The sequence below is a fragment of the Tenacibaculum sp. XPcli2-G genome, assembly GCF_024124505.1.
Lineage (GTDB): Bacteria > Bacteroidota > Bacteroidia > Flavobacteriales > Flavobacteriaceae > Polaribacter > Polaribacter mesophilus.
On sequence record NZ_JAMXSH010000003.1, the window covers coordinates 322,497 to 338,916 of the forward strand.

A 16,420-nucleotide genomic window follows, 5' to 3' on the forward strand; every position below is an offset into this window, starting at 1 on the left:
AAAAGCTTTTTTGTAATATTTTTTACTCATATTTGTAACTGCTTAATTACTAGATTATGAAAATTGTATTATTAGGGTATATGGCGAGCGGAAAATCGACTGTTGGACGAGTTTTAGCCGAAAAAATGCAAATTCCGTTTATAGATTTAGATGAATATATAGAGGAAAAGGAAGGTAAAACAGTTTCTGAGATTTTTGAAAATAATGGAGAAATCTATTTTAGGAAACAAGAACACGTATACCTAAAAGAACTTTTAGAGAAACAAAACAAATTTATTTTATCTTTAGGAGGCGGTACTCCTTGTTATGCAGGGAATATGGATGTATTATTAAGTGTTAATGATGTGAAATCTGTATATTTAAAAACAAATATCACTACCATTGTAGATAGGCTAACGAACGAAAAAAGTAAACGCCCACTGGTAGCTCGCCTAAACAAAGACGAGTTGTCAGAGTTTGTTGCTAAGCACTTGTTTGAAAGAAGCTACTTTTATAATAAAGCAACATATAAATTAATAGTTGATAATAAAAGCATACATGAAACAGTAGAGGAGTTAGAAAAATTACTAAGTTAAGTAAGCAATTGTTTCATTAACCTTAAACTCTACAACTACATGTTCTTTAATAGAAGTTGATAAAGAAATTCCTTTAAAATCAGCTTTTACAGGATACTTTTTATGATTTCTATTAACTAATACAGCTGTTTTAAATCTTTTTAAAGGAACTTCTAAAAAATGCTTTACACCATATATTAAAGTTGTTCCTGAATTTAAAACATCATCTACTAAAACTAATGCTTTATTTTGATATTCTTCACTCTTAATAGAAGTAGTAATTGGACTGATAGGATTTTTTTTATCGATAGAAACTTTGCATAAAGTTATTGATAAAGGAGAGATGTCACTTAAAATAGTCGAAATTTTTTCTGCTAAAAAATATCCATTATCAGCAATACCAGCTATAATAATTTCTTTTTCGTCGCTATTGCTTTCGTAAATTTGAAAAGCAATTCGACGAATTTTTTGTTCAACTTGAGTATTATTTAAAATGATATTATTTACGGCTGTCATAGTTAGTTAACTTTAACTTAGTTTTGGTTTACAAATTAACATCATTTTTATTAGAATCTTCATAATAATCATCAATATCACGACGATCTTTTTTGGTAGGGCGCCCTGTTCCTTTTTTACGATAATAATCTTTAGCGTATTTTAATAACTCAGTTTTTTCAAACTCTTCTTTAGGGGTTATGTCTTTTCTATATAAATCAACCAATTTAGCTCCAACTCGATTGGGTGGAATATCTAACACCTTTATTTTGTAATTAATTTGATTTTTTCGAATAGTTATTTCTTCGTTACCAAATATTTCTTTTGATGGCTTTAGGTTAGTGCCTTCTATTTTAACATGCCCTTTTTTACAAGCATCTGTGGCAATACTACGGGTTTTAAACAAGCGAATACACCACAAATATTTGTCAATTCTCATATAAAAAGTTAATTTTTATCGTTTCATTTTTTACAAAGGTATAAAAATGGTAAATTGCGCGTTAAAATTTCAGAATTAAATGATAAAATTTAAACATGTATTTTATACAGCCATTATAGGTACTCTTTTGTATGCTTGTGGAAGTGATAGCAACTCTTTAGTTGACAATTTTGACCATGAAGCTCAAGCTTTGAAAGATAAAGATTCGATAGCAAAATTTTTAAAGAATTATTATTTTGATGATACAATAGATTCTATAAAACCTATAATTGCTGGTAAAACACCATTGTCAGAAGATAGTAGGTTAATAAAAAAGACACATACAGAAAACAATATTGAATATGATTTATATCATTTAGTCATAGAAGAAGGACAATCTCCGAAAGGTAACCCTACAGAGTTAGACTCTGTTCTAACTAACTATCAAGTATGGTATACAACTAAAGTAGATCAACTAGAGTTAAGTCAAACAGGAACTACTCCAATTTGGTGGAATTTGACATTATCAGGAAGTCAGTTCGATGCTCCTACGCCTATTAGAGGGTGGACTTTAGGAATTCCAAACTTTAAAGCAGGCATTAACACATCTAGCCAAGGAGAGCCTATTTCTTATGATAAATTTGGAAAAGGAATTTTGATTGTTCCTTCAGGCTTAGCTTATAGAAATTCGGTAAATGGAGGAATACCTGCCAATTCTCAGTTAATCTTTTATATTGATTTATTCGACTTTGTAGAAGATACAGATCATGATAGAGATGGAGTACCTTCTATATTAGAAGATTTAGATGGAGATGGAAACCCTAGAAATGATGATACTGATGGAGATAATATTCCTAATTACTTAGATACAGATGATGATGGAGATGGAGTTTTATCAAAAGACGAGGATAAAAATGGAGATGGAAACCCAGCTAACGATTTTAGTGATCCAAATAAGCTTACGATACCAGATTATCTAAACAGGGATATTTTTTAAGGTAAAAAAGTAAAATAAAAAAAACCGAAGTCTTAGACTTCGGTTTTTTTTATGTTTAAAATTTAAAAGTTAGAACCTATATGATAAACCTATAATAATTTGGTTTATACGAGTATCAAAATTTACATTTTCACTAATATTATTATCTACAAATTTAGACTCAGTATCAGACAAAGCTCTTTCCCAACGTACATCTAATCCCAACTTACCAAGTTCAACACCAGCTCCTAACTGTAAACCAACTGAAAAACCGTCAGAATTTACTTGTTTAAGATCTTTAAAGTTAAAATCAGAGTCTAAAATATATTGAAAAGATGGTCCAGCAAAAACATGTCCTACTTTTAAAAAGTTTAAACCTAATAAAACAGGAATATCTATTTTTTGAATTTCATAAGAGACATTCTGGTTATTTGTTGAGTTGTTTGATTTTCCTTCTGGATAATAAACAACATTATTATTCAATTGTGTATATACCAATTCAGGTCTAATATATAAACCAGTAGCTGGTAATTTTATACGTAACCAAGCACCAGCATGAAAACCTGTTTTACTTTTGGCCCCATCAAAGACATCATTTTTTACATCAGAAAAAGAGTCAGAATTGTAGTTAATACCTCCTTTAATACCTCCTTGTATTTGGCTTTGTGCTAACTGTGAGCCTCCAATTAGAAGACATAAGATAAAAATTGCTTTTTTCATTTGTTTTTAATTTACACTATTATAATTGAGTTAAATATTTACTTTTATATAAAAAAATACATCACTTTAAACCTTAAAAGTGATGTATTTATTGTTTAGTTGTTTATGTTTTTTATTTTCTAGAAATAACTTTTTCAACTGCTTTTACTATAGCTTCGTCATTTAAACCATATTTTTTCATTAACTGATCTGGAGTAGCAGATTCACCAAAACTATCGTTTACAGCAACAAACTCTTGTGGAGTAGGGGCGTTGGTAGCTAAACAACGTGCTACACTTTCTCCTAAGCCTCCATATTTGTTATGCTCTTCAGCAGTAACTATACAGCCTGTTTTAGCAACAGATTTTAAGATAGCTTCTTCATCTAATGGCTTAATAGTATGAATGTTTATTACTTCAGCAGAAATACCTTTAACTTCTAATTGTTCAGCAGCTTGTAAAGCTTCCCACACTAAGTGACCTGTAGCAACAATAGTAACATCATTACCTTCAGTAAGTTGAATTGCTTTTCCTATTTCAAAAGGTTGATCGGTCATAAATACTGGTACTTTTGGACGCCCAAAACGTAAATACACAGGTCCCTCATGTTCTGCAATAGCTAAAGTCGCAGCTTTAGTTTGGCTGTAATCACAAGTATTTATAACAGTCATACCTGGTAACATTTTCATTAATCCAATGTCTTCTAAAATTTGGTGTGTCGCTCCGTCTTCACCTAAAGTTAACCCAGCGTGAGAAGCACAAATTTTTACATTTTTATCAGAATAAGCAACTGATTGACGAATTTGATCATAAACTCTACCAGTTGAAAAGTTTGCGAATGTACCTGTAAAAGGAATTTTTCCTCCAATAGTTAATCCAGCAGCAATTCCAATCATATTAGCCTCGGCAATTCCTACTTGATAAAAACGCTCAGGGTGATTTTCAGCAAATTCATTCATTTTTAATGAACCTGTTAAATCAGCACATAAAGCTACAACATTAGGGTTTCTCTGTCCTAATTCTGTTAAACCATCACCAAACCCAGAACGGGTATCTTTTTTTTCAGTATAAGTATATTTTTTCATCAGTTTGTGTTGTGTAAATACGCATCAAAAATAATCTTTTATATAGATGTAAAGCTACAATTTTGATAATTCTTTGTAAAGTTTATGAACAGGAAACCCCATAACATTAAAATAACTTCCTTCAATTTTTGTTATTCCTATTTTACCAATCCATTCTTGAATACCATAGGCTCCCGCTTTATCAAACGGTTGGTACGTTTTTATATAGTAATCAATTTCATCGTCTAAAAGTTCTTTAAAACTGACTATAGTGGTGTCATTTACAGTTTTTTGAAATGATTTGTTAGTAATACATATAGAGGTAATAACTTTATGTGTAGTGTTAGATAGTTTTTTAAGCATTTGGAACGCCTCATTGTAATTTTTAGGTTTTCCTAAGGCTTCATTATTTATCCATACAATGGTGTCTGATGTTATTAATAACTCATTTTCTTTTAAATCTTTTTTAAAAGGAATAGCTTTTAAATCAGCCAAAAAGTCAGTTATTTCTGTTTGCTGCAATTCCTCAGGATAAATTTCTTCTATATCTTTGATTTTAACAGTAAAAGGAATATTTAAGCTTTTAATAAGTTCTTGTCTTCTCGGAGAGCTTGAGGCAAGAATAATAGAATACTGTGATAATTTAGTTGATAACATATTTAATATAATAAGATATAGTAGGAACACTTAAAAGAGCAAGAAAAAAACTTATATAGCTTATTTTTAATAAATTATTATAGTCTTTGCTTTCTGAAGCTAACATTAGTTTATATATAAAATATAGTTCAGGGAGTATTCCTAGCAGCATAATAGTTGAAAAAATAAATTTATTTTTTAAAAAGGCAACAGCAACAGAAAACACAAATAAACAAGCTATAAACGAAAGCATCAAGGCAATATCTTTAGCCCTTTTTCTACCAAGTAAAACAGGTAGGGTATTTTGTTTATTTATATTGTCATGGTTTACGTTAATAATATCAATAATTATTTCTATGACCATATTGCTAAGAAAAGAAATAATTACGTAACCTATGGTTATCAACTGGAGGTTATAAAATAATTCCCATTGTTCTATAGATAAGTTTAATGGGAAATCAAACCACCAAAGCATAAGTAAGGCAAAAGGTTTTAAAAAAGAAGTAACAATGTTACTAAAAAAGGTTTTCTGGATATTGTTTTTTGAATATAGGTGTACAACTATTGGACAAATTATAAAAATAAGACCATACCATATTTTATTTACCTTTAGTGATACAATTAAGCCTACTAAAATTCCAAATATCATTAATAAAATAGATACTTTTTTTATCTTATTTAAAGGGAGTCTGGTTTTTTTTTGTTTGTTTCTAAAAAAAAAGCTAGTTAAGTAACCAGAAGCTAATAAGAAAGCACTTGAAATAGATAGTAAACCAAGATCAAAAAAAGAGAGAGTTGTTTCAAAACCATAACCATATAAAAAAGAATACTTAAATAGAAATAAAATAAAAATAAAATATATAATTTTTTTCCATTGTATGATATTTAAGAAAGTATCATTCATTTAGTTAAAAGCCTTTTTTATTCTGGCTAAATCACGTTTATTATCACGATCTTTAATATTTTGTCTTTTATCATGGGTTTTCTTTCCTTTAGCTAGAGCAATATCTAATTTAGCCCAACCACTTTCGTTAATGAATAAACGCAAAGGAACAATTGTATTACCTTTAGCTTCAACTTCCTTTTCAAGTTTTTTTAATTCACGTTTATTAAGTAGTAAACGGCGCTCACTTTTGGGATTATGGTTGTAATGATGCCCAAAGGCATACTCTTCGATGTACATATTTACAACAAAAAGCTCTCCTTTATCGTTAAACTCGCAAAAGCTCTCAGTAATTCGAGCTTTGCTTTGTCGTATTGATTTTATTTCAGTACCTGTGAGCTGAATTCCTGCTGTGTATTTATCAAGTATCTCGTATTCAAAACGAGCCTTTTTATTCTGTATGTTAATTTTTTTTTGCATAAAATAAAACACAAATATAACTATAATTTTAAGTTGTTAAATAAAATTATTAAGCTATGATTTAAGTCATGTTTTTAGGGAAGTGTGGAGTGTAATTTTGCTCAAAATTAAAACTTATAATCATGAAAAAAATTATATTAAGTATTGTATTAGGAACATTGTTTTTTAGTAATGTAAATGCTCAAGAAAATGCTAAGACAAATGATTTTAAAAAATGGCAAGCTCGTTTTAGATGGGTAAGTGTTTTACCAAATGAATCTGCAACAATTGGTACTATTGGAGGAGATGTTGAAATAGGTAAAAATTTTATTCCAGAATTAGACTTTACTTACTATTTTACTCAAAATATAGCAGCTGAATTAATTTTAGGAACAACTAATCACGATGTAAAAGCAGTAAACACAGCCTTGGGAAATGTTAATTTAGGTGATGTTTGGTTATTACCTCCAACATTAACGCTACAATACCATTTTAATATAAGTGATTTTAAACCTTATGTTGGGGCAGGTGTTAACTATACTGTTTTTTACGATACTAATCCAGGAGCTGTGGTTGATGTAGATTATGAAAATAGTTTTGGGTATGCACTTCAGTTAGGTTTTGATTACGATTTAGACGATACTTGGTTTTTAAACGTAGATGCAAAATATATAGGACTAAGTACAGATGTTTCTGTAAATGCAGGTGTAGCGACAGTACCAGCAGAAGTAGATATAAACCCGTTACTTATTGGTTTTGGAGTAGGTATGAGGTTTTAAACCAATAAATTTTAATTCCTTTTATAGAGCTACTTAATTGTAGCTCTTTTTTTTATGTTAAACTTAACAAGTAAAATTAATGAATACTTGTAAATTTGTTTATGATTATAATGACTAAAATAAACAACATTTTATGAGATATTTATACATTTTATTATTTTTATCAATAGTTTCTTGTAAACCAAAATTTACTGCCCAAGAAATAATTGATAAGTCAATAGCATACTCTAGGTTGAACGAAATTGGAGATGCTACAATTTCCTTTGATTTCAGAAAAAATAATTATAAAGCAGTCAGAAATAACGGTGCTTTTAAATTAGTTAGAACTATAAAAAATGACTCGGTAAGAATAAAAGATGTGTTGTCAAATGACAATTTTGAGCGTTTTGTAAATGATAGCTTAGTTGAGCTAACGGAAAAAGATGAAAATCGTTATAGAAACTCTGTAAACTCAGTTCACTATTTTTCAGTTTTACCTTTTGGATTGAATGATAAAGCTGTTCAAAAAAAGCTATTAGAATCAGTTAAAGTTAAAGGAAAAGAGTATTATAAAATTAGAATAACATTTACAGAAGAAGGAGGAGGAGATGATTTTGATGATGTATTTATATATTGGTTTGCTAAAGATAATTTTCAACTAGATTATTTAGCGTATAAATATCATACAAATGGAGGAGGAGTACGCTTTAGAGATATAAAAGAGGAAAAAATAATAAACGGAATTCGTTTTGTTGATTATAACAACTATAAACCTTTAGAAGATGGTATTGACTTTTATATCATTGATAAACTTTATGAAGAAGGTAAACTAAAAAAAGTTTCTGAAATCGTACTAAATAATATTGTAGTAAATTAAAAAAAGGGAGTTTTTAACTCCCTTTTTTTATTTAAAATTAGTTATTAACTAAATCCGATTGATTTCTAAATACCAGCTCATCATCAAAAGCATCTAGTAAAATAATACTATCAGTAGTTACTTGTCCAGATAAAATTTCTTTAGATAACTGATTTAAAACTTCTTTTTGAATAACACGTTTTACAGGACGCGCGCCAAACTCTGGTTGGTATCCCTTTGTAGCTAAGTAATTGATAGCCTCATCTGTAGCGTCAAAAATAATGTTTTGTTGCGCAATCATCTTTTTAACATTATTCAATTGTAGTTTTACAATTTCTTTAATATTATTCTCTGATAATGGAGTGAACATGATAATATCGTCAATTCTATTCAAAAATTCAGGTCTTACAGATTGTTTTAATAAACCTAAAACTTCTGTTTTAGCTAAATCTATAGTAGTATCAATGTCTCCCTTCATATTATCAAATTTCTCTTGAATAATGTGGCTGCCCATATTGGAGGTCATAATAATTATGGTATTTTTAAAATCAGCAATACGTCCTTTATTATCCGTTAACCTACCTTCATCTAGTACTTGTAATAAAATATTAAAAGTATCAGGATGTGCTTTTTCAATCTCATCTAATAATACAACTGAATACGGTTTTCTTCTAACAGCTTCAGTTAGTTGTCCGCCTTCATCATATCCAACATACCCAGGAGGTGCACCAACCAATCTGCTTACTGAATGTCGTTCTTGATATTCACTCATATCAATACGTGTCATGGCATTTTCATCATCAAATAAATATTCAGCAAGAGCTTTGGCTAACTCAGTTTTACCGACTCCAGTTGTTCCCAGGAACAAGAAAGAACCAATAGGTTTGTCAGGGTTCTGTAATCCTGACCTAGAACGGCGTACAGCATCAGAAACTGCTTCAATAGCTTCTTCTTGACCAACAACACGTTTATGTAGTTCATCTTCTAGTTTTAACAACTTCTCACGCTCAGATTGTAACATTTTAGTAACAGGAACTCCGGTCCATTTAGCTACAACTTCAGCAATATCATCATAGGTTACTTCTTCTTTAATTAAAGAGTTTCCTTGTTGATTTGCTAAAATATCTTGTTGTTTATCTAGCTCTTCTTGTGCTTCTTTAATTTTACCATAACGTAATTCAGCTACTTTACCATAATCACCATTGCGCTCAGCTTTTTCAGCTTCGTGTTTATAGTTTTCTATATCAGTTTTTAAGTTCTGAATAGTATCTACAACACTTTTTTCAGATTGCCACTTGGCATTGATTTCATTACGCTCTTCCTTTAAATTAGCTAAATCGGCATTTAAAGATTTTAACTTAGTTTCATCGTTTTCACGTTTAATGGCTTCAATTTCAATTTCTAACTGCATTATTTTACGATCTAGTACATCTAATTCTTCTGGTTTAGAATTGATTTCCATACGTAATTTAGAAGCAGCTTCATCCATTAAGTCAATCGCTTTATCTGGTAAAAAACGATTGGTAATATAACGTTGGGATAATTCTACGGCTCCAATAATGGCTTCGTCTTTTATTCGAACCTTATGGTGTGTTTCATATTTATCTTTAATACCACGTAAAATAGAAATAGCACTTTCTGTATCTGGTTCATCTACCATCACTTTTTGAAAACGACGTTCTAAAGCTTTGTCTTTTTCAAAGTATTTTTGATATTCATCTAGAGTAGTAGCTCCAATAGCTCTTAATTCTCCACGTGCTAAAGCAGGTTTTAAAATATTAGCAGCATCCATTGCACCTTGACCACCACCAGCACCTACTAAAGTGTGAATTTCATCAATAAATAATACGATGTCTCCTTCAGACTTTGTTACTTCTTTTACTACAGATTTTAAACGTTCTTCAAATTCACCTTTATATTTAGCTCCAGCAATTAGTGCTCCCATGTCTAAAGAAAAAATTTGTTTTTCTTTAAGGTTTTCAGGAACGTCACCACGAATGATTCTGTGTGCTAAACCTTCAGCTATTGCAGTTTTACCTGTACCAGGCTCCCCAACTAGAATTGGGTTGTTTTTAGTTCTACGTGATAAAATTTGTAATAAACGTCTAATTTCTTCATCACGACCAATTACAGGATCTAATTTTCCGTCTTGTGCTAACTGATTTAAGTTTTTAGCATATTTATTTAAAGAATTATAAGTTTCTTCGGCACTTTGTGAGGTCACACGATTTCCTTTGCGTAATTCTTCAATTGCTGCTTTTAAACTTTTTTCTGAAACACCTTGATCTTTTAAAACTTGTGCTATTTGACTTTTAGATTTAAAAATAGCTAAAATTAAATGCTCAATAGAAACATATTCATCGTTCATTTTCTTAGCAATAATAGATGCTTCATTTAATGTTTTATTAGCTTCACGAGAAAGCATTAAGTCAGCACCAGTAACTTTAGAAAAACTTTCTAATTGCTTATCTAATATTTGTTGTATAACAGTTACATTTATATTGAGTTTCTTTAAAATGAAAGGAAGTACATTTTCGTCGACTAAAAATAAAGCTTTGAAGATGTGTTCATTTTCTATAAGGTTGTTACCATAACTTTGCGCTAATTGTTGCGCTTGTTGTATGGTTTCTTGTGATTTTATTGTATAATTGTTAAAATTCATATCGTTTTTATTTTTCTCTATAAAAGTCAAATTCAATACCAATTGATTTTTTTTTAAAACAAGAGACATTTTGTCTTTAAAAATAAATTTTTTATGACTTTTTGACTGGTAGGATGATAATTAAGAACAATAATGTTATTAAAATAAGAACTTAATGGGAGTATTAAACACTATTTTTGGAAGAAAAGACAAAAATGAAGAAGGAAAAGAGTCATTTATTAACTGGACTCCATTAACATCGGTAGAGCAAATAAAGGAAATAAAAGAATTATCGAATAAACAACCAATTGCTATTTTTAAACACTCAACAAGGTGTGGAATTAGTAGTATGGTAATTAAACGTTTTGTAAACAGTTTTGATGAGGAATTAAAAGATTTTAAAGTGTATTATCTTGACTTACTTAGCTATAGAGATGTTTCTAATGAAATAGGGTATACATTTCAGGTTTTACATCAATCTCCTCAGTTGTTGGTAGTTAAAAATGGAGAAGTAATTTCGCATGCTTCTCATTACGATATTGCTCGTATTGATTTGAAAAAAATCTAAAAAAGATGCCATTTTTAATGGGATTTCCTTAAATACCTCGTATTTTTGCGTATTTCAAAATTAATAGAGATTTGAGTAACGAAACAGCAACTTCACAACCAAAGAAAGGAAAAAATCTATACGATTATCAAAAAGAAGCATTGCACAAAATTTTCAAAAGTTTTGAGAATGCCCCCGAAAATTACCATTTACTTTATCAACTACCTACAGGAGGAGGAAAGACCGTTATTTTCTCTGAAATTACACGTCAATACTTAAAACATTATCAAAAGAAAGTATTGATTATGACACACCGAATAGAGCTGTGTAAACAAACAGCAAAAATGCTTAAAGAGTTTGGTGTTGTAAATAAAATTATAGATAGTAAAGCAAGTTTAGACGATCAAAATGAGTTTGATTGCTTTGTAGCTATGGTTGAAACGTTAAACAATCGTTTGAATGACGATATGTTAGATATTTCAGATGTAGGTTTAGTAATTATTGATGAGGCACATTACAATTCTTTTACTAAACTATTTAAGTTCTTTGATAAGTCTTTTATACTGGGTGTAACTGCAACTCCTTTAAGTTCAAATATTAAGCTTCCTATGAAGGATAATTATGATGAGCTTATTGATGGGGAGAGTATTGGGGCTTTAATTCAAAATGAATATTTGGCAAAAGCCAATATTTATTCTTATAATGTAGGTTTAACTTCGTTAGAAGTAGGGGCTAATGGTGATTATACTGTAAAATCATCTGAAGATTTATATACAAATACAGATATGCTTTCAAAGCTTTTACAAGCTTATGAAGAACGGGCTAAAGGAACAAAAACCTTAATTTTTAACAATGGTATTAATACATCGTTGCATGTATATGATACGTTTAAAAGAGCTGGGTACCCAATTGCACATTTAGATAACACTAACACTAAGAAGGAACGTGATTTTATCTTAAAATGGTTTCATAAAACACCTAATGCTATAATTACTTCGGTAAGTATCTTAACAACAGGGTTTGATGAACCTTCTGTACAATCAATTATTCTTAATAGAGCAACGAAATCGTTAACATTATATTACCAAATGATTGGTCGTGGTTCTCGTATTTTACCTGGGAAATCAGAATTTAATGTAATTGATTTAGGAAACAACTTCCATCGTTTTGGACCTTGGGGTGCCGATTTAGATTGGCAAAAAATGTTTAGGGCACCTAATTTCTATCTAGACAATTTATTATCTGATGAAGAAATAGAAAGTGACTTTAAATATGAGTTACCAGCAGATGTTAAAGCAGAGTTTGCTAATTCTGAAGACCTTTATTTTGATGTTAAAAAAGTATACAGAGACACTATTCAAGGAGGAGAGTCTTCAAAAAGAGTACTGGAAAAATCAATAGAACATCATGCAAAAATCTGTGTTGAAAATAGTGAAGATGTTTTTGATGCATTGATATTAGCAAAAATGTTGGGAGGAGATATTGATGACAGAATTTTTAGATACTCAAAATGTATCTCAAAGAGTACTCATAATTTCATTGATTGGTTACAAGATGACTATCGTAAAAAATTAAATAGTTATTTACGAAATAATTTTGATGAAGTATATGAGCAAATTCATGGACATCCACCACCTGAAGATGAATAAAAATAAAAAATCCAGTTCTTTTGAACTGGATTTTTTTATGCTTATATTATTAGTAATGATAAGTATTTACTTAGCTGGTAAAATTTTACCTGAGCATTCACCAAAACCAATACGAATTTTTTCATTTTTACAATAACCACGCATAATAACAGTATCGTTATCATTTATAAATTTACGTTCGCTACCGTCGTTTAATTTAACAGGGTTCTTACCTCTCCAAGTTAATTCTAACATTGAACCAAAGCTATCTAGAGTAGGACCAGAAATAGTACCACTACCCATCATATCACCTGCATTTACAGGACACCCATTTACTGTATGATGTGTTAATTGTTGTACCATAGTCCAATACATGTATTTAAAGTTAGAATTACACACTACAGTTTCTTCTTTACCTTCTGGTTGAATAGCCATTTGTAAATTAATATCGTAACTATCTTTTCCTTCTTTCTTTAAATAAGGTAAAGGTTCATATACTTGTTTAGGATTATCTACTCTAAAAGGCTCTAGTGCATCTAAGGTTACAATCCAAGGAGAAATTGTTGAAGCAAAATTCTTTCCTAAGAAAGGTCCTAATGGAACATATTCCCAAGCTTGAATGTCACGAGCAGACCAGTCGTTAAACAATACCAGTCCGAAGATATAATCTTCTGCTTCTTCAATAGGTATTCTATCTCCTAAGTCGTTAGCAACTGTAGTAATAAAAGCCATTTCTAATTCAAAATCTAATAATTTAGAAGGTCCAAAATTAGGTGTAGTTTCTCCTTCATTAGGACGCTGTTGCCCTATAGGACGACGAATTGGAGTACCAGATGGCACGATAGAAGAACTTCTTCCGTGATAGCCAATAGGAATTTGTAACCAGTTTGGAAGTAAGGCATTTTCAGGATCTCTAAATAAGCTCCCTACATTCGTTGCATGTTCTTTACTAGCATAAAAATCGGTATAATCTCCTACAGCGACAGGAAGTTGCATTTCTACTTCATCCATTCTAAAGATTATTTTGTCTTTGTGCTCAGCATTATCTCTTAGCTTACTGTTTTTTACATCAAAAATATCAGCAATCCTATTACGAACTAAACGCCATGTTTTACGTCCGTCTGCAATAAAATCATTTAAGGTGTCTTGTAAGAAGATATCATCTGTTAAAGGAATTCCATCAAAATATCCTAATTGATGTAAAGCACCTAAATCAATCGCATAATCACCAATTCTTGTACCAATTGTTATGATATCATCTTTAGTTAAAAAAACCCCAAAAGGTATATTTTGAATAGGAAAATCTGAGTTTTCAGCTACAGTTAACCAAGATTTTCTATTCGGGTTATTAGCAGTTATTTCCATTTATCGTTTTTGTTATATTTTCATCAAACCTACATATTTTTTTCAATTTACCCCAAAAAGATGAGTAAAAAAAATGTGAAAGTATTTTAGCGTAAACTTCTTTAAAAATCCTTAAAAAAGGATACATAAATTTTAGTACATTTGGCTACTTTACGCAACAAAACAAACAACATGCAAAAAGATCATCAAATATTTGATTTAATTCAAGAGGAAAAAGAACGACAATTAAATGGTTTAGAATTGATTGCTTCTGAAAATTTTGTGAGTGACCAAGTAATGGAAGCTCAAGGATCAGTTTTAACAAATAAATATGCTGAAGGATACCCAGGTAAACGTTATTACGGAGGGTGTGAAGTGGTAGATATCGTTGAGCAAATTGCGATTGATAGAGCTAAAGAATTATTTGGAGCTGAGTATGTAAATGTACAGCCACACTCTGGAAGTCAGGCAAATACTGCGGTCTTTGCAGCTTGTTTACAACCAGGAGATACTATTTTAGGTTTTGACTTATCTCATGGAGGTCATTTAACACACGGTTCACCAGTTAATTTTTCAGGAAAATTATACAATCCTGTGTTCTACGGAGTGGTAAAAGAAACTGGATATATCGATTATGATCATTTAGAACAACAAGCAAAAGAGCACAAACCTAAGTTAATCATTGCTGGAGCTTCAGCGTATTCTCGTGATATTGATTTTAAAAAGTTTAGAGAAGTTGCTGATAGTGTTGGAGCTATTTTAATGGCTGATATTTCACATCCAGCAGGATTAATAGCAAAGGGTATTTTATCTGATCCACTACCACACTGTCATATAGTTACTACAACAACTCATAAAACATTACGTGGACCTCGTGGAGGAATGATTATGATTGGAAAAGATTTTGAAAATCCGTTCGGATTAAAATTAAAATCAGGAAAATTAAAGAAAATGTCTACATTGATTAACTCTGCGGTATTCCCAGGAAACCAAGGTGGACCATTAGAACATGTTATTGCAGCAAAAGCAGTTGCTTTTGGTGAAGCTTTAACAGATGAGTTCTTGGAATATCAAATTCAAGTAAAAGAAAACGCACAAGCAATGGCCAAAGCTTTTGTAGAGAAAGGATATGAAATTATTTCTGGAGGTACAGACAACCATTGTATGTTAATTGATTTACGTAACAAAAAGATTACAGGTAAAGCTGCTGAAGAAGCTTTAGGAAAAGCAGAAATAACTGTAAACAAAAATATGGTTCCTTTTGATACAGAATCACCATTTGTTACTTCTGGTATTCGTGTTGGTACTGCTGCAGTTACTACACGTGGTTTGAAAGAAGAAGATATGCAGGTAATTGTTGATTTAATAGACGAAGCATTAATGAATGCTGAGAACGAAGAAGTACTAGAAACAGTAGGAGAGAAGGTATATGATTTAATGCATAACAGACGCTTGTTTATTATGTAATATAACAATATCCTTATAAAAAGAAGGTTGTCTTGAAAGACAACCTTTTTTTATATACCTAACCCAGGTTTTGTTTTTACTCTTTATAAAGTTTTTTATACTGCTCATAAAGCCATTTCGTTTTTTTATAGGTCGTAAAACTATATTCGATATAGTTAATTTTAAACAATAAAAAAATGAAAAAAATTTACACAGTTTTAGTGTGTGTAAGCTTACTTATTGGGGCTTGTTCAAAAGATGAAGAAAATTTACCTGTAAAAGAAGTTACTCCTTTTGAAAATTTATTAAAAGACAACAATCTAATAGCTTATTACCCTTTCAATGGTTCAGCAAATGATAACAAAAACTCGTATGATGGGATTGTAAAAGACTTTGATGCTATTCAAGACAGAAAAGGAAACAACTCTAGTGCTTATAAAAGCACAACAACTTCAGCAGAAATTAGTTTTCCTGCTGCTATTCCTTTTAAAAATGAATCCTTTTCTATGAGTTTTTGGTTCAAGGTTCCTACAAACTTACATGATGCTACTTTTACTATTTTATCTAAAAGAGAAGCCTGTAGAAAAGGAGACTTTATTCAAGTAGCGTATAAAAAAGGTTCGAATGAATTAACTGTTGAAATGAGATCAGACAACGTTATGACAGATTTAAATGGTTCTGCAACAGCTGATTTAGAAAATGTGAGCCCAACTAAATGGACTCATGTAGTTATCGTGAAAGATAATTCTACTAGAAAAACGACTATTTATATAAATGGAAAAGAAAAAGTAAGTACTCCATGGAGTCTTCCTGATGGAATTGTGAGCATAGATAATACTGCTAAGTTTAAAGTAGGACACTCACCATGTGTTATTTCTGGTCTTAACAACTTTATAGGCTCAATAGACGAATTAATCTTATTAAAGAAAGCTCTTACATCTCAGGAAATAGGTATTTTGAAAAATCAATAAAAACAGTAAAAAATTAAAGGTAAAAAAATAGGTGCTCTTACCAGAG

General features: G+C 30.4%; 17 protein-coding genes. 8 read left to right on the forward strand and 9 right to left on the reverse strand.

From position 1 onward, the window contains the following. The first annotated feature begins 56 nt into the window (after window positions 1–56). Complete coding sequence (locus tag NH341_RS09225; protein WP_047788817.1) at window positions 57–575, forward strand: shikimate kinase; 519 nt, start codon at window positions 57–59, stop codon at window positions 573–575. Here NH341_RS09225 and NH341_RS09230 read toward each other — a convergent pair. Continuing rightward, complete coding sequence (locus NH341_RS09230; RefSeq protein ID WP_047788816.1) at window positions 567–1,070, reverse strand: phosphoribosyltransferase domain-containing protein; 504 nt, start codon at window positions 1,068–1,070, stop codon at window positions 567–569. The two genes, NH341_RS09225 and NH341_RS09230, sit on opposite strands and share 9 nt — an antisense overlap. 28 nt (window positions 1,071–1,098) lie before the next feature. Beyond that, window positions 1,099–1,488, reverse strand: a complete 390-nt coding sequence (locus NH341_RS09235) for an RNA-binding S4 domain-containing protein (RefSeq protein ID WP_047788815.1) — start codon at window positions 1,486–1,488, stop codon at window positions 1,099–1,101. 79 nt (window positions 1,489–1,567) lie between these two features. On the opposite strand from NH341_RS09235, the gene NH341_RS09240 reads away from it, so the two are divergent. Beyond that, a complete protein-coding gene (locus NH341_RS09240; RefSeq protein ID WP_253056576.1) occupies window positions 1,568–2,464 on the forward strand; it encodes an FKBP-type peptidyl-prolyl cis-trans isomerase in 897 nt (298 codons plus the stop codon). Between the two features lie 69 nt (window positions 2,465–2,533). Here NH341_RS09240 and NH341_RS09245 read toward each other — a convergent pair whose 3' ends face one another. The 5 genes from NH341_RS09245 to smpB form a co-directional block, all read right to left on the reverse strand. Further along, window positions 2,534–3,163 carry a porin family protein gene (locus tag NH341_RS09245; RefSeq protein ID WP_159614970.1) on the reverse strand — a complete coding sequence of 210 codons (630 nt, stop codon included), beginning with the start codon at window positions 3,161–3,163 and terminating at the stop codon, window positions 2,534–2,536. A gap of 112 nt (window positions 3,164–3,275) precedes the next feature. Further along, entirely contained in the window at window positions 3,276–4,226 is a 951-nt protein-coding gene (locus NH341_RS09250; protein ID WP_047788812.1) for a transketolase family protein, read from the reverse strand. A 54-nt stretch (window positions 4,227–4,280) separates the two neighbouring features. Continuing rightward, complete coding sequence (locus NH341_RS09255; RefSeq protein ID WP_159614969.1) at window positions 4,281–4,862, reverse strand: Maf-like protein; 582 nt, start codon at window positions 4,860–4,862, stop codon at window positions 4,281–4,283. Further along, a complete protein-coding gene (locus NH341_RS09260; RefSeq protein WP_073184031.1) occupies window positions 4,849–5,745 on the reverse strand; it encodes a UbiA family prenyltransferase in 897 nt (298 codons plus the stop codon). Before NH341_RS09260 ends, NH341_RS09255 begins: the two co-directional genes overlap by 14 nt. Further along, window positions 5,746–6,204 (reverse strand): SsrA-binding protein SmpB, encoded by a 459-nt coding sequence (smpB, locus tag NH341_RS09265; RefSeq protein WP_047788809.1) that lies wholly within the window; start codon window positions 6,202–6,204, stop codon window positions 5,746–5,748. A gap of 122 nt (window positions 6,205–6,326) precedes the next feature. Here smpB and NH341_RS09270 point away from each other — a divergent pair, with 122 nt between their 5' ends. Then, the gene (locus NH341_RS09270; RefSeq protein ID WP_253056578.1) at window positions 6,327–6,962 is read left to right on the forward strand and encodes an OmpW family protein; all 636 of its coding nucleotides are present in this window, start codon (window positions 6,327–6,329) and stop codon (window positions 6,960–6,962) included. 133 nt (window positions 6,963–7,095) lie between these two features. Continuing rightward, complete coding sequence (locus NH341_RS09275; RefSeq protein WP_167713831.1) at window positions 7,096–7,818, forward strand: DUF6503 family protein; 723 nt, start codon at window positions 7,096–7,098, stop codon at window positions 7,816–7,818. Between the two features lie 37 nt (window positions 7,819–7,855). On the opposite strand, the gene clpB is transcribed toward NH341_RS09275, so the two are convergent. Next, the gene (clpB, locus tag NH341_RS09280) at window positions 7,856–10,459 is read right to left on the reverse strand and encodes an ATP-dependent chaperone ClpB (protein ID WP_047788925.1); all 2,604 of its coding nucleotides are present in this window, start codon (window positions 10,457–10,459) and stop codon (window positions 7,856–7,858) included. Window positions 10,460–10,613: 154 nt separating this feature from the next. On the opposite strand from clpB, the gene ytxJ reads away from it, so the two are divergent. After that, window positions 10,614–11,006: a bacillithiol system redox-active protein YtxJ gene (gene ytxJ / locus NH341_RS09285; RefSeq protein WP_047788806.1), complete on the forward strand. Its 393-nt coding sequence runs from the start codon at window positions 10,614–10,616 to the stop codon at window positions 11,004–11,006. A 71-nt stretch (window positions 11,007–11,077) separates the two neighbouring features. Beyond that, a complete protein-coding gene (locus tag NH341_RS09290) occupies window positions 11,078–12,634 on the forward strand; it encodes a DEAD/DEAH box helicase (RefSeq protein ID WP_253056580.1) in 1,557 nt (518 codons plus the stop codon). A gap of 66 nt (window positions 12,635–12,700) precedes the next feature. On the opposite strand, the gene fahA is transcribed toward NH341_RS09290, so the two are convergent. After that, on the reverse strand, window positions 12,701–13,978 hold the full coding sequence (gene fahA / locus NH341_RS09295) for a fumarylacetoacetase (RefSeq protein WP_253056582.1): 1,278 nt from the start codon (window positions 13,976–13,978) through the stop codon (window positions 12,701–12,703). A 171-nt stretch (window positions 13,979–14,149) separates the two neighbouring features. On the opposite strand from fahA, the gene glyA reads away from it, so the two are divergent. Both glyA and NH341_RS09305 read left to right on the forward strand, forming a co-directional pair. Next, on the forward strand, window positions 14,150–15,424 hold the full coding sequence (gene glyA, locus NH341_RS09300) for a serine hydroxymethyltransferase (protein WP_047788803.1): 1,275 nt from the start codon (window positions 14,150–14,152) through the stop codon (window positions 15,422–15,424). Window positions 15,425–15,600: 176 nt separating this feature from the next. Next, window positions 15,601–16,374, forward strand: a complete 774-nt coding sequence (locus NH341_RS09305; RefSeq protein WP_073184025.1) for a LamG domain-containing protein — start codon at window positions 15,601–15,603, stop codon at window positions 16,372–16,374. The last annotated feature ends 46 nt before the right edge of the window (window positions 16,375–16,420 follow it).

Coding starts and splice junctions, on each gene's coding strand:
- NH341_RS09225 (WP_047788817.1), top strand. CDS start 57: ATGAAAATTGTATTATTAGGGTATATGGCGAGCGGAAAATCGACTGTT.
- NH341_RS09230 (WP_047788816.1), bottom strand. CDS start 1,070: ATGACAGCCGTAAATAATATCATTTTAAATAATACTCAAGTTGAACAA.
- NH341_RS09235 (WP_047788815.1), bottom strand. CDS start 1,488: ATGAGAATTGACAAATATTTGTGGTGTATTCGCTTGTTTAAAACCCGT.
- NH341_RS09240 (WP_253056576.1), top strand. CDS start 1,568: ATGATAAAATTTAAACATGTATTTTATACAGCCATTATAGGTACTCTT.
- NH341_RS09245 (WP_159614970.1), bottom strand. CDS start 3,163: ATGAAAAAAGCAATTTTTATCTTATGTCTTCTAATTGGAGGCTCACAG.
- NH341_RS09250 (WP_047788812.1), bottom strand. CDS start 4,226: ATGAAAAAATATACTTATACTGAAAAAAAAGATACCCGTTCTGGGTTT.
- NH341_RS09255 (WP_159614969.1), bottom strand. CDS start 4,862: ATGTTATCAACTAAATTATCACAGTATTCTATTATTCTTGCCTCAAGC.
- NH341_RS09260 (WP_073184031.1), bottom strand. CDS start 5,745: ATGAATGATACTTTCTTAAATATCATACAATGGAAAAAAATTATATAT.
- smpB (WP_047788809.1), bottom strand. CDS start 6,204: ATGCAAAAAAAAATTAACATACAGAATAAAAAGGCTCGTTTTGAATAC.
- NH341_RS09270 (WP_253056578.1), top strand. CDS start 6,327: ATGAAAAAAATTATATTAAGTATTGTATTAGGAACATTGTTTTTTAGT.
- NH341_RS09275 (WP_167713831.1), top strand. CDS start 7,096: ATGAGATATTTATACATTTTATTATTTTTATCAATAGTTTCTTGTAAA.
- clpB (WP_047788925.1), bottom strand. CDS start 10,459: ATGAATTTTAACAATTATACAATAAAATCACAAGAAACCATACAACAA.
- ytxJ (WP_047788806.1), top strand. CDS start 10,614: ATGGGAGTATTAAACACTATTTTTGGAAGAAAAGACAAAAATGAAGAA.
- fahA (WP_253056582.1), bottom strand. CDS start 13,978: ATGGAAATAACTGCTAATAACCCGAATAGAAAATCTTGGTTAACTGTA.
- glyA (WP_047788803.1), top strand. CDS start 14,150: ATGCAAAAAGATCATCAAATATTTGATTTAATTCAAGAGGAAAAAGAA.
- NH341_RS09305 (WP_073184025.1), top strand. CDS start 15,601: ATGAAAAAAATTTACACAGTTTTAGTGTGTGTAAGCTTACTTATTGGG.